The organism is Streptomyces sp. NPDC104096, assembly GCF_055584385.1.
The window spans coordinates 178570-190291 of sequence record NZ_JBVJMD010000012.1; the positions used below are offsets into that span (position 1 = coordinate 178570).

Genomic DNA, 11722 nt, shown 5'->3' on the forward strand with positions numbered 1-11722 from the left:
GAGGCGAAACCGGATACCACCGCCCCGACTCAGAGTGACCGTGCCTGAGGAGGAGCCCCACTCATCGGCGGCCGGCGGAGATTCCTCTGGTCATCTGTCCGCGGTCACCGTCGGGTCCTGGCTGTGCACGCGGGCCAAGGGTGCGCAGGCGGGCGATGAAGTCGGCCCAGCCTCGCCCTCGCCCACACCTCTCGGTGGCCCCGTCCCCTGCCACCCCGCCTCGGTGTCCGATCCGGAAGCAACGGCTCGATCCGCGCCCACTGCGCGTCAGTCAACGGCGCACCTGGACCAACGGGCCGACGGTCCGGAGGGAGCGACTACACGCAGCCGGTGCCCTCGGCGTTGCCGGTAGCAGTCCACCAGGACATCAGCCGGGCAGCCATCGCTTTCGGCTCTGACGGCAGAGGGGTGAGACCGAAGTGCCCCTCCAGCTCGTGCCGCAGGAACTCACCGATCTCCGCCTGGTCGGCACCGGTGCGGAGCCGCTGGAGGAGCGGGGCGAGCATGCAGTCGTACTCGTCCTGCACGTCGTCGGCGACGCCGATCGGATCCCATTCATTGAGCAGATGCCGCAGGCCGTTCTCGGTGACGTCGCTTCCAGATCGCATCGCTCCAGGGTGCCACCCGGAAACCACCGTCATCGCCCACCCTCACCTTGAGAGGAATCCATCACCAGCCCATGAGGACGATCGTTCGACCGAAGCCTCATGGAGCCTTCGCCGCGTAGGCGACCGCCCTTCACGGCCACGCCCTTTTCGTGAGGCTCCGCCGGGACCATTCCGACGGAGCCTCGTGTGCTTCCGGCGTGGGGCATCGGTACGTGTGCGAACCGCGGGGTCGTGCGTGACCTTGAGCCCGATGGGTACGTTGCCGGGCCGTGGACGACTACGACCCGCTCGACCGGAACTGCACCCTGTTCGCGCCGCTCGCGGGACACGGCGCGGCGTCTGGCTGTGCTGACGTCGGAGGAGGCACACGATTCGCTCGCGTTGCACGGGATCTGCTCGGGCTTCGGACCGATCGGCACCAACTGCTCGCCCGGCGCTCGGGACGTACGGGCGCGCTCACTGCATGACTTCGAGATGCGGATGGTCGAACGATGTCGGGCAGACATGGATCTGCATGCGGTAGCCCATGCCGATCTTCGCCATCGGCGCATCGGCAGGAGTGCGCGACCCGATGGGACCTGACGGTTTTTCGAGGTCTTTCGGAGGGGTCCAGGTGTCGCTCCAGCCGCTGCTTTCGCCGGAGTCGATGGTGAACAGGGGCTTGTACCGGGCGTTGCAGGTATCGCAGTGCAGGGGCCTGGGGTCGCCGAAGCTCCACGGGGCCCGACCGCCGACCTTCCAGCCAGGGGCGACCGGGAGTTCGTACTGATAGCAGGGGCCGCCGGGGCCCTCCTCCGGGTCCTCCTCCTGTCCTTCTCCCGTGCTGTGGGGACGGTCGGAGAGGTCCTCCGGGCGATGGTGCGGTGCCGGGTGATCGGTGTGTTCCTGCTCTTCTCCCCAGTCGTAGAGACGGTCCGCGAGCTCCTCGGGGAGTTCGTGCGGTGCCGGGTACTCGGTGACGACCTCGGGGTGCAGGACACAGGGCGCGGGAACGTAGCTGCCACGGTGCTGGACGTCCGCGGGTTCCGGGGGATCGGTGAGCAGCTTGCCGACGCTCGCGGCGTTCCGCCAGACGAGGCGGGCCGCGGAAAGCCCGTTGTGGTGGTCGAGGGGGCACCGCAAGACTTGCAGAAGGTCGGCTCCTTCGGGGCCCGCGAGTCCCGGGATGTCGTGGAGGTAGAGCTGGGCGACCGGCAGCAGGGCGTTCGGCTCGGTGTGAGCCGGATGCCCTGCTCGGAGCGTGGCGAGATACGCGCTCTCGTCGGGGTTGAGGAGGAACTTGCGAGGGTCGCGGGGGCGAAGCCGGGCGACGTCGAGCATGGCCCGCATTTGGCGGATGTCGTCGAGGGAGACGAGCGGGTGCCCGTTGTGGTGTTCCTTTGCGCAGGTCGGCCATGTTTCGTCGGCCGGCCACAGGAGTGGTCCGCCGACGGAGCTGTCGTGAACGGTCGGCCGGCCCTCGCGGGGGTGCAGGCGGACGGCCTGCCTGGCCAGCGGCGCCAGCTCCGGGAATATGGACGCGATGTCAACAGGCCGGGGCGGGGTGGTTCTCGACACATGTGCTCCTTCAGCAGCCGCCGGGGAGTTTCGGGCGGACTGTACACGCGGGATGTGACGGTCCTGTCGACTGCCGGCCAGGCGGTCTTCGCCGATGTCGGTGCCGAGTAGCAGCCGCCAACGCGCGGGCGTTCGTGACCGGTCACAGCTCAGCGGCAAACGGTCAAGATCACCCGTCCCAGGACACGCTGCTCGGGTTGCGGTGTCTCGACGTCATGGGGGTCTCGTAGAGGGCGAGCTCGGCGTCGCGGAGGCGGTTGTCGACCGGTCAGAGGGCGTTGGGCAGTGGTCAGCCCGGCCCCGCCAGAGCGTTACGGGACCGGGCTGGATCTGTGGGCCAGCGGCCGGTTGGAGCCGTGACCCCAGTCTGCGCGCATCCTATGGCCGGTACGCCGGCCGTGCCTGCCGGACGCCGCCCGCCTGCGCCCGCACCTGCGACGCCGCGGGGCGGTGGTGGTACGGGTCGCCGAGGGCATCGTGGACACCGTCCACGGACACCGCTGCACCACGGCCCCCACGGGCTCTACGCAGGACAAGCCGCCGTGTTCCTCACCAGCAACTGGTCCATCAAGTGGGTGGTCGGCAACCAGCTGGTGGCCTCCCTGGCGCGGTGCACCGTCCTCGACCCGGCCGAGGTCGGCATCAAGACCTTGGCATCCCGAGCGCAGATACGCCGATGACGCTCGGGACGCCGGCAGGGGGACGCCACGCTGATGCGGCATCTGGCTCCGTTCACTTGGAGCAGCAGCGTCTGGACACCGGGTCGGGCGGCAGATAGCGATCTTGAGGTCGACAGATGTCCACGGGACATGACGTCGTCGTACGGGGTCGGCCTGCCGTCTTTCGGCGTGCGGTGAGAAGCGCGGCACGACGTGGTCAGTCGAGGGGGCGTTCGAACACGGGAGTGGCTTTCGCGTCGTACGCCAGGTTGGAGATCACGTCGGCGTAGCCCCGGTCCAGCACCTGCCGTTCGCGTGCAGTGTGTGGGCTCGCGGGGCGTTCGGCCAGTCGCGCCACTTGTTCTTCGTGCGCCTCGGTGATCTTCTCGGCGGTCGCCCGCCAGTCGGCGTCGTCCGGTACGCGGACCAGCTCCACGCAGGCCGGTTGCATGCCCTCGGCCAGAGCGGCGGCAGCCCGGTCGTGACCGTCGAGGAGCAGCCAACCGTCCAGAAAGGACACCCACCACAGCAGGACCGGGGCGAGGGTGCCCTCCCGGGCGTGCTTGCGGTACGCCTTCACGCGCGAGGCGTCCGGCGCAGGCAGCGGACGCAGCGGCAGAACACCGTGCCAGCCGCCCCCGCAGAGCAGTTCGAGGGTGGCGTCCGGCCAGTCCTGAACGAGGTCACCGTCCCAGATACCCGGAGCGAAAGCGGGGCGCGGAGCCAGCATCCAGCGCCCGCAGTGCAGTGGGCCGAGCCCCGTCTCCTCCAGCCACAGCGCGTATCGGTGCGGCCAGTCGGCCCCGGTCCGCGTCGCCGCGGCGGTCAGCGGCGGCAGTGGGGAGCGGTGGCCGGGCAAGCGGCGCAGGTGGAGGTCGCGGCAGCAGCCGTCGCCCTCCGACCGAGCCTGGATCAGCGGCCGTTCACCCTGCCGGAGGATCCACTCGCGGCCTGCGACCCGCTCAAAGCGCAACAGCGGCAGGCCCGACGGGCCCTCCGGTACGGCCAGCACGACACCGCCTCCCGGCAGAGGTTCCCTCGTCGCCCTGACCATGGGACCAGTGTCGGCACGAGGGGCCCCGCCCCGGCAAGGAATCACGTCGTCGACCTTAAAACCCAAGCGCCGTGATCGGACCGTTGTCGGGTCTCACAAGATCTCGACAGTCCCGGGCGGAACCGGTCCCTCGCCTGCGTAGCTGTCGCCCAGTGGCCCCGACGGCGTGTCGTCCTCGGCGAGCGTCAGGCTGGGCCAGGGCCGGGCGAGGGTGGCGTCGTCCAGGGTGATGCCGAGGTGGTCCATTACGAGGGCCACCACAGGTGCCATCCCGGCCTCCTCGCCTTCGTGCGCGGCGAGCGCCCCTTCCACCCGATCCCACCAGGGGCCGAGCGGTTCGGACCGGGTGTGCTCCATACCGGGCTCGAAGTACTCGACGCACTCGCCGTCACGCCAGTACTGGAAGACGTCGATCCCCTCGGTCGTCGCCAGGCTGTAGGTCTCAGTGCCCCGAGACAACTCCGCGAGCGCTTCCTCCCCGAAGCCGATGCCGCCTTCCTCCTCGACGCAGAAGGCCCATTCACCGATCCTCCCGGACCGCAGCAGCGAGACCATCCCGTCACCGGAGTCGCCCGAGACCAGGTCCGAGGCCGTGTCCCAGTCGAGCAGGCGTGCCTGGTCCGAGTCCGCCCCGTACCGGGTGAAGACCTCCTCGGAGCTCAGGCCGCGGGTAAAGGTGACGCACATCCAGGCCACCGCCCAGCGGAGCGAATCCATGTCCGCGCCTGTCCTCATGTCTTGCCTCCGTCGTTCGCTTCGGCACCGCTCGCGGGCTCTGACGGGCCGCCGTGGTCCCGGCCGTGCGCGCGGCGCGACGGGGAACCAGACTCATGCTGCCTGACGGCCGCAGAGGCTATTGCAACAGGCTCATCTTGCGGAGCAGTTCCTGTTCTGGACACCGATACGGGTCGGCTCGAAGCCTGTTATCGGGGCGAGTCGCCGGTCACCCAGATGGCGGGCACCGTCCTGCCCAGCGACATCCGCGGCCACATCGTGGGGGAGCCCACCAGCTCCGGCACCCTGCCCTCCCTCGTCCTGCGCATGCTGGACGAACTCCGCGTCGAACCAGACTCGAAGGTGGTGGGGATCGGACCGGCACCGGCTGCTCGACCGCACTGCTGTGCACCCGGCCGGGCGAAGAACTCGTCACGTCCATCGAGCACGACGAGGCGGTGGCCTCACGAACACAAACCGCCCTCGCCCGGCAGGAGATGTTCCCCGCAACCGTCACCGCAGACGGCCTGCACGGCCGGCCGGCTTGGCGGCTTCCGCCAGATGGCCGCGGACATCCTCGGCGCGGGTGTTCCCGGGCCGCTGCCGGTCCCGGGTCGGCGAGGTCGCGGAGATCAGGTGGAGTTCACCGAGCAGCGCATGGGCATCAGGGCTCGTCAGATCCGCTTCGAGGGCATCGGCCGCAGCGGTAGCCCGTGCCAGGGCTTGAGTGGGACTGTCGGCCGCCATCAGCACATGGGTGTGGAAGAAGCCGGCCGCCTGCCTTCGAACGATCGTTTGACGGCAGGGAGCGGATGCCGTCCGGTGGCCTGGGAGCCGTCGGGACGCTACGCGGGGCCCGGGGGGAGGTGGACGGTCATGATCAGGTGGCAGGTCCCGGTGCCCGTGCCGCGGTAGGTGTGGGGGGTGTCGGCGTCGAAGGCGGCGGTCTGTCCGGCGGCGACGGGGTGCTCGGTGCCGTCGACGACGAGGACCATCTCGCCTGTGGTGACGCTGACGGTCTCGGTCACGCCGGCCTGGTGAGGGTGGCTGGGGTACTCCTCGCCGGGTTGCAGTGTCCAGCGCCAGACCTCGGTGGCCGCCGGGCCGCCGGTGGTCAGCATGAGCCGGGCCTCGCTGCCGTGCTCGCCCTTCCACAGGGGCATGACGGCGTCGGCGCTCACCACGCGCACGCGCTGTTCGTGGCTGCCTTCCATCAGTGCGGAGACGGAGACGCCGAGGGTGTCGGCGAGGCGGACCAGGGTGGCGAAGTTGGGATTGCCCTGGGCTTTCTCCAGGCCGACCAGGGCGCCCTTGCTGACCTTGGCGCGGCGGCCGAGTTCGTCCAGGGACAGTCCGGCGCGGGTGCGGGCCGCGCGAACGTTGTGCGCGAGCGTCCGCAGCGCCGCTTCGGTCTCGGCCATCGGTTCGTCCCTTCAGCAGCAGGTCGGCACGCTGCACCGCGTGGTCGTTCGGTTGACGACCCCCGGTCGGTGCGTTGTACGGTGCAGTCGTTCCATTGATAGTAAGGGATATACGTACCGTGATCGCTCTGCTGCTGGCCCTGGGCAGCTCCCTGGCCTACGGATGCGCCGACTTCCTCGGCGGCCTCGGTGCCCGCAAGGCCCACGTCCTGCGCACCGTGATGATCGCCGCGCCGGCCTCGCTCGCCGTCGAGCTGCTGCTGTGGCCCTTCCTCGGCGCCTCCTTCGCCCCCGCCACCCTCGCCTGGGGCGCTGCCTCCGGCGTCGCGTCGGCCGCCGCGTTCGCCCTGCTCTACCGCACGCTCGCGATCGGCCCGATGAACGTCCTGTCCCCGGTCACCGCGCTGGTCTCGGCGATGCTGCCGGTCGGCGTCGGCCTGGTGCAGGGCGAGCACCTGGGCCCGGCCGGGCTGATCGGCCTGCCGCTGGCGCTCGCGGCCGTGGTGCTGGTCAGCGCCGGGCACGGCGCGAAGGCGGCCCGTCCCTCGCGCACCGCGCTGCTGCTGGCCTTCGGCGCCGGGGCCGCCATCGCCCTGCAACTGGTCTTCCTGCACCAAGCACCCTCCGACAGCGGCGTCGGCCCGCTGGTCATCGGCCGCGCCGTGTCCTCCGCGGTCACCCTGGCCGCCGCCGGTGTGATGTTCCGGCGGCTGGGTTCGGAGAAGCCCGCGTACGCGACGTCGGTGACGGCCGGCGTGCTGGACTCGGTGGCCAATCTGCTGTTCCTGCTCGCCGCCCGCAGCGGCGACCTGGCCGTCGTCGCCGTGATCACCGCCCTGTACCCGGCCGGCACCGTCCTGCTCGCCCGCAGCGTCCTGGCCGAGCGGATCCACCGCGGCCAGCTGATCGGCCTGGGCGCCGCCGCCGTCGCCGTCGGCCTCCTCGCCCTCACCTGACCTCGCGGCCCCCGGCCGCCGCCCCGGAACGGACCACCTGATGACCCTCTTCCGCATCACCTCCGACGTTGCCAACGCCTTCCCCGACACCCTCATCGCCGTCGTCACCGCCACCGGCCTGCGGGGCCACGAACCTTGGCCCGCCACCACCGCCGCCCTGGAGGACCTGGAGGCCCAGCTCGCCGACGGCGCCTGGGCCCCGGCCGACGAAAGCGATCCGCGCATCGAGGCGTGGCACACCGCCTACCGCTCCTTCGGCACCAACCCCCGCCGCATCCGGCCCAGCGTCGACGCTCTGGGCCGCCGCCTGGCGAAGAAGGGCACCCTCCCCCGGATCAACCCGGCCGTCGACTCCTACAACGCCGTCTCCGTCCGCCACGGCCTGCCCGCCGGCGCCTTCGACCTCGACCACGTCACCGGCGACGTCGAGATCCGCTACGCCGACGGCAACGAGACCTTCACCCCGCTCGGCGAGCCCGGCACCGTCGAGAACCCCAAGCCCGGCGAGGTCATCTACACCGACTCCACCGACGTGCTCACCCGGCACTGGAACCACCGCGACGCCCACCGCACCCGCGTCACCGAGGACTCCACCCACGTCGCCTTCGTCCTGGAGACCGTCTTCGCCACCCGTGACGGGCACCTGCTCAAGACCGCGGCCGACGACCTGCAGAGCCTGCTCCAGCCGCACTGCGACACGAGCACGGTGCACTGCCTCAGCCCGGCACACCCCGACACCACCGCCTGACCACCACCCCTGGCCCGCCCGCCTGCCTGCACGGCGGCACCCGGCACGACGGCAGGGCCACGGCTTACCGCCGTGGAAGGTCCCCCCTCGCCCCTTAGGAGGTTCGTCTTGTTCACCGGTCTGAGCGCCTTCCCGCTCACTCCCGTCTCCGGCAACGACAGCATCGACGAGAAGGCGTACGCCGCGCTGGTCCAGCGGCTCGCCGCCGCCGGCGTCGACTCCGTCGGCGCGCTGGGCTCCACCGGCTCCTACGCCTACCTGACCCGCGAGGAACGAGCCCGCGTCGCCCGCGTCGCGGTCGAGCACGCCGACGGCGTGCCGGTCATCGTCGGCATCGGAGCGCTGCGCACCCGCCAGGTCCTCCAGGCCGCCGAGGACGCGCAGAACGCCGGGGCCTCCGGGGTCCTGCTGGCACCGGTGTCCTACCAGCCGCTGACCGACGAGGAGGTCTTCGGCCTGTTCGAGGAGGTCACCGCAAACCTGTCGGTCCCGCTGGTGATCTATGACAACCCCGGCACCACGCACTTCACCTTCACCGACGAGCTGTACACCCGCCTGGCCTGGCTGCCGCAGGTCGCCTCCATCAAGATCCCCGCCCTTCCCTCCGATCCGGCAAAGGCCCGGGCCCGTGTCGAGCACCTGCGCCGGCTCCTGCCCGAGACGGTGACGGTGGGCATCAGCGGAGACGCGGCCGCGGCCCGGGGCCTGAATGCGGGATGCGACGCCTGGTACTCCGTGATCGGCGGTACCTTCCCCCAGCCGGCCCTCGCCCTCACCCGTGCAGCGCAGGCCGGCCAGCACGAGCAGGCCGAACAGGAGTCGAAGCGGCTCCAGCCCCTGTGGGAGCTGTTCGCCCAGCACGGAGGCTCCCTGCGCGTCGTCGCCGCGGCCGCCGCGCACCTGGGCCTGACCGCCCACCGCAACCTCCCCCTGCCGCTGCGCGGCCTGGACGCCGAGGAACGCGCCCACCTCGCCACGGTGATCGAGCAGCTCCAGCTCCACGCCTGACAGCCCGCCGCCCCCTTCCCCGCGCACAGGGAAAGGGCGGCGGCGCGCCGGACATCCCTCCACCCGGCCTTCCCTGCAGGAGAGCGCACGGCCATGCGCCCGAGCACCGACCACTGCACCCGCAAGCCCGGCTGGGGCCCGCCGGCCCGCTACGTCATCACAGCCACCCTGGCCCGCACCTCCGACGGCGGCGCCGTCGTGGCCATCGTGCCGATGGTCACCACCAGCGGCGGCTCGGGCCGGCCGACCGGCGCCCTGGGAGCTTGCATCACCGCCCTTTACCTGCTGGGCCCCTTCGTCGCCCGCAGCCTGGACACCGCACGCGACGGCCGTACCGTCATCGCCGCGGCCTCCCTCGGCCACTGCGCCCTCGCCGCCGTCATCCGCTTCCTGCCCCACACCTCGGCCCCGGTACAGCCGCAGACGTCCCCCGCCCCACCCGCACCCTCACGGATACCCTCGCCTCCGGAGCCCTGCGCCGCACGCTGTATCCGACCGTGACCGTCGCCTTCAGCGTCGCCGCCCTCCCCATCACCGCCGTCTCCAGCACCCTCGGCGTCAGCGCCTCCGCGGCCGGACCCCTGACCGCCGCCTACGGCCTGGGCAACCTCGTCGGATCCGCAGGCGTCATGATCCACCCACCCCGCACCGAAGCAGACCGGCTCACCACCCGCCTCGCCGCCACTGTCACCGCAACCCTCCTGCTGATCACCCTCACCCCGTCCTTCCCGCTCGCCATGACCGCCTACGCCGCCGCCGGCATCGCCAACGCCTACTTCTTCGCCGCCACCCTCGCCGCCCGCAACGAATACGCCCCCGACAACGCCCGCGGACAGATCTTCGTCCGGGTCGGCACCCTGAAGATCACCGCAGGATCCGCCGGAACAGCAGCCGCCGTCGCCCTCATCAGCACCGGCCTCGTCCTCCCCGTCTTCCTGGCCACCGCCCTCACCCTCACCACCACCCTGCTCGCCTTGGCCGAACGCCACCACCACCGTCGGCGCAACCCCCAGCCCGGCCTCCCTCCGCCCGAAATCTCGCGGTCCAAGGCCGACGGCGGGCACTCGATCACGACCCCGGGAGCCCGGCAGGCTCAGCGGCCCCACGTCGACCTGACGGCCCGAACCACGGCCTGCCGAAGCTTCGGGCAGCAGCACCGGTTTCCTGGTCCGTTCCTACCGGACGCCGAGGAGGCCCGCGCCCGGCGTACCGCGTCCCGCACGAGGCGTCCACGATGCCGAGCTGTCCGGTCAGGTACTCCCCGGTCTCCCAGGGCACGGCGAGCGGGTCCTCGCCCGGGAATCGGCCGACGTAACGGACCGTGCGGATCTGCACCGCCATGCCCAGCCGGTGCGCGTCCGTACGCCGCAGCGCGATCTCTCCATGAACCTCGGTGGTGTGCCCGAAGGACGCACCTCAGGGGTGGGCGCCGACGTCCTGATCATGGTTCACGAGACGGGAATATCACCTGTCACTGACACCCGTCCGACGCCTCCCCCTTTTCGTCCCCGTGCGGCTCGAAGCTCACGGTGATCTTCTCGAAGCCCTTGAAGGACTCCGTCGTCGCGTACGAGGCATAGGCGCGCCGGTCCCCGGGGCTGAGGTGGACTCGTTCGGTGAAGGGGCTCAGCAGACTGCGGGGCCACAGGCGCATGCAGCGCACCGCGCAGATCTCCGCCGTGAGCAGGTACACCAGCGCCCCGAGGTAGAGCCAGGCCAGCAGCCCGAGCACGATGCCGAAGAAGCCGTAGGTGGCGGTCGTGCCGCGCAGGACGTGGCCGACGTAGTACGTGCCGCCCCATTGCAGGAGCTGCCAGGCACAGGCGCCGCCCACGGCGGCGGGGGCGGTCAGCCGCAGGGGCATACGGCGTCTGGACAGCACGCGGAAGCTGAGGATCAGGAGGAACGCGTTCAGGGCGACGGCCAGGAGGACGGCGGCGACGCGGACGCCGACGGCCGGTTGCGCGCCGAAGACGCTGGCCGCGGACTCGGCGACGGACAGGGCGGTGGTCAGGGCGAGGCCGAGGGCGAGCAGCAGGAGGAACTTCAGGCCCTTCAACCGGGAGCGCAGCGGGTCGGGGCGCCTGTGGCGGGGAACGGCGAAGACCTTGTTGAGGGCGTGCTGTGCGGCCTGTGCGATGCCCAGGGCGCCGTAGAGACTGCCGAGGATGCCCACGACCAGGGCGACGCCGCTGCCGTGGAAGGAGTGGATGTTTTCCCCGATCTGGTCGCCGATCACCGGGAACTCGCCGAGCGCGGAGTGCAGCACCTGGTGCTGGAGGCCGGCGTTGCCGTGCAGGACGGCGCTGAGGACGGCCACCAGGATCAGCAGCAGCGGGAAGAGGGAGAGGAAGGCGTAGTAGACCAGCAGGGCGGCGAGATAGGTCGCCTGATCGTCGACGGTCTTGTACAGCACGGCCAGCGGCAGCCCCGCCCAGCGGTGCCGTCGCTGGTAGCCGTCCACCCGCGTCAGCAGGCCCATGGCGCCTCCCACCGGTCGGCCGGGAGCCCGCCCCCGGCAGACATCACGCTCCCGGTGCCCCGGCCTGGTGCTCTCACACCAACCCGGCCCGCGGTTGCCCGCTCCAGCGGTCTCAGAGCCCCCTGAGGGACCGCCTCCCCAGCGGCGACGCGCAGCGGACCGCCGAGCCATCGATCGTGCGGGGGGATGCTGCTGCAGCAGCTCCTCCCGCGCCTGGCCAGGGTGGTGGTGGAGCAGGTGCGGGTGGAGGAGGAAAAGGTACTGGTCGTCGCTCGGAGCCGGGACGGTACGGCCGTGTCCTGTCCCGACTGCGGTTCGCCGACTCGGCGGGTGCACGGTCGCTACCGGCGGCGCTTGGCCGATGCGGCTGCAGGCGGACGCCCAGTTGCCACCGATCTGGGCGTCCGGCGCTTGTTCTGGGATACAGCCCGCTGCGCCCGACGGACCTTCGCCGAGCAGGTTGCAGGGTCAACCGTGAGATACGGTCGCCGCACACCTGCCCTCGCCGAGATCGA

General features: G+C 71.2%; 14 protein-coding genes. 6 read left to right on the forward strand and 8 right to left on the reverse strand.

Translation table 11 applies throughout. From position 1 onward, the window contains the following. Nucleotides 1–317 precede the first annotated feature (317 nt). Entirely contained in the window at nucleotides 318–608 is a 291-nt protein-coding gene (locus ACZ60B_RS16085) for a hypothetical protein (protein WP_469387312.1), read from the reverse strand. A gap of 456 nt (nucleotides 609–1064) precedes the next feature. Continuing rightward, nucleotides 1065–2165 carry a hypothetical protein gene (locus tag ACZ60B_RS16090; protein ID WP_469387314.1) on the reverse strand — a complete coding sequence of 367 codons (1101 nt, stop codon included), beginning with the start codon at nucleotides 2163–2165 and terminating at the stop codon, nucleotides 1065–1067. Nucleotides 2166–2707: 542 nt separating this feature from the next. Between ACZ60B_RS16090 and ACZ60B_RS16095 the strand changes: the two genes are divergently transcribed. Beyond that, nucleotides 2708–2845 carry a hypothetical protein gene (locus ACZ60B_RS16095; RefSeq protein ID WP_469387316.1) on the forward strand — a complete coding sequence of 46 codons (138 nt, stop codon included), beginning with the start codon at nucleotides 2708–2710 and terminating at the stop codon, nucleotides 2843–2845. A 196-nt stretch (nucleotides 2846–3041) separates the two neighbouring features. Here the strand turns inward: ACZ60B_RS16095 and ACZ60B_RS16100 are convergent, their stop codons facing one another. The 4 genes from ACZ60B_RS16100 to ACZ60B_RS16115 form a co-directional block, all read right to left on the reverse strand. Continuing rightward, nucleotides 3042–3878 (reverse strand): hypothetical protein, encoded by an 837-nt coding sequence (locus ACZ60B_RS16100; RefSeq protein ID WP_469387318.1) that lies wholly within the window; start codon nucleotides 3876–3878, stop codon nucleotides 3042–3044. A gap of 93 nt (nucleotides 3879–3971) precedes the next feature. Then, the gene (locus tag ACZ60B_RS16105; RefSeq protein ID WP_469387320.1) at nucleotides 3972–4613 is read right to left on the reverse strand and encodes a DUF6461 domain-containing protein; all 642 of its coding nucleotides are present in this window, start codon (nucleotides 4611–4613) and stop codon (nucleotides 3972–3974) included. Nucleotides 4614–5105: 492 nt separating this feature from the next. Then, nucleotides 5106–5339, reverse strand: coding sequence for a hypothetical protein (locus ACZ60B_RS16110; protein ID WP_469387322.1), 234 nt, complete (start codon nucleotides 5337–5339; stop codon nucleotides 5106–5108). Nucleotides 5340–5437: 98 nt separating this feature from the next. Beyond that, on the reverse strand, nucleotides 5438–6013 hold the full coding sequence (locus ACZ60B_RS16115; protein ID WP_469387324.1) for a helix-turn-helix domain-containing protein: 576 nt from the start codon (nucleotides 6011–6013) through the stop codon (nucleotides 5438–5440). 119 nt (nucleotides 6014–6132) lie between these two features. On the opposite strand from ACZ60B_RS16115, the gene ACZ60B_RS16120 reads away from it, so the two are divergent. From ACZ60B_RS16120 to ACZ60B_RS16135, 4 genes are all read left to right on the forward strand, one after another. Then, entirely contained in the window at nucleotides 6133–6969 is an 837-nt protein-coding gene (locus tag ACZ60B_RS16120; protein WP_469387326.1) for an EamA family transporter, read from the forward strand. 40 nt (nucleotides 6970–7009) lie between these two features. Then, complete coding sequence (locus ACZ60B_RS16125; protein ID WP_469387328.1) at nucleotides 7010–7717, forward strand: B3/B4 domain-containing protein; 708 nt, start codon at nucleotides 7010–7012, stop codon at nucleotides 7715–7717. A gap of 108 nt (nucleotides 7718–7825) precedes the next feature. Further along, nucleotides 7826–8725, forward strand: a complete 900-nt coding sequence (locus ACZ60B_RS16130; RefSeq protein ID WP_469387330.1) for a dihydrodipicolinate synthase family protein — start codon at nucleotides 7826–7828, stop codon at nucleotides 8723–8725. 93 nt (nucleotides 8726–8818) lie between these two features. Continuing rightward, complete coding sequence (locus ACZ60B_RS16135; protein WP_469387331.1) at nucleotides 8819–9226, forward strand: hypothetical protein; 408 nt, start codon at nucleotides 8819–8821, stop codon at nucleotides 9224–9226. A gap of 567 nt (nucleotides 9227–9793) precedes the next feature. On the opposite strand, the gene ACZ60B_RS16140 is transcribed toward ACZ60B_RS16135, so the two are convergent. Then, nucleotides 9794–10102, reverse strand: a complete 309-nt coding sequence (locus tag ACZ60B_RS16140) for a DUF4158 domain-containing protein (protein WP_469387349.1) — start codon at nucleotides 10100–10102, stop codon at nucleotides 9794–9796. A gap of 94 nt (nucleotides 10103–10196) precedes the next feature. Continuing rightward, complete coding sequence (locus ACZ60B_RS16145) at nucleotides 10197–11207, reverse strand: YihY/virulence factor BrkB family protein (RefSeq protein WP_469387333.1); 1011 nt, start codon at nucleotides 11205–11207, stop codon at nucleotides 10197–10199. Between the two features lie 186 nt (nucleotides 11208–11393). Between ACZ60B_RS16145 and ACZ60B_RS16150 the strand changes: the two genes are divergently transcribed. Next, nucleotides 11394–11722 (forward strand): transposase family protein (locus ACZ60B_RS16150; protein ID WP_469387335.1); only part of this gene is annotated, 329 nt, incomplete at its 3' end.

Excerpts from the sequence above, each read along its gene's own strand:
- ACZ60B_RS16110 (WP_469387322.1), bottom strand. The coding sequence starts at position 5,339 with ATGGCGGCCGACAGTCCCACTCAAGCCCTGGCACGGGCTACCGCTGCG.
- ACZ60B_RS16115 (WP_469387324.1), bottom strand. The coding sequence starts at position 6,013 with ATGGCCGAGACCGAAGCGGCGCTGCGGACGCTCGCGCACAACGTTCGC.
- ACZ60B_RS16100 (WP_469387318.1), bottom strand. The coding sequence starts at position 3,878 with ATGGTCAGGGCGACGAGGGAACCTCTGCCGGGAGGCGGTGTCGTGCTG.
- ACZ60B_RS16105 (WP_469387320.1), bottom strand. The coding sequence starts at position 4,613 with ATGAGGACAGGCGCGGACATGGATTCGCTCCGCTGGGCGGTGGCCTGG.
- ACZ60B_RS16145 (WP_469387333.1), bottom strand. The coding sequence starts at position 11,207 with ATGGGCCTGCTGACGCGGGTGGACGGCTACCAGCGACGGCACCGCTGG.
- ACZ60B_RS16125 (WP_469387328.1), top strand. The coding sequence starts at position 7,010 with ATGACCCTCTTCCGCATCACCTCCGACGTTGCCAACGCCTTCCCCGAC.
- ACZ60B_RS16085 (WP_469387312.1), bottom strand. The coding sequence starts at position 608 with ATGCGATCTGGAAGCGACGTCACCGAGAACGGCCTGCGGCATCTGCTC.
- ACZ60B_RS16135 (WP_469387331.1), top strand. The coding sequence starts at position 8,819 with ATGCGCCCGAGCACCGACCACTGCACCCGCAAGCCCGGCTGGGGCCCG.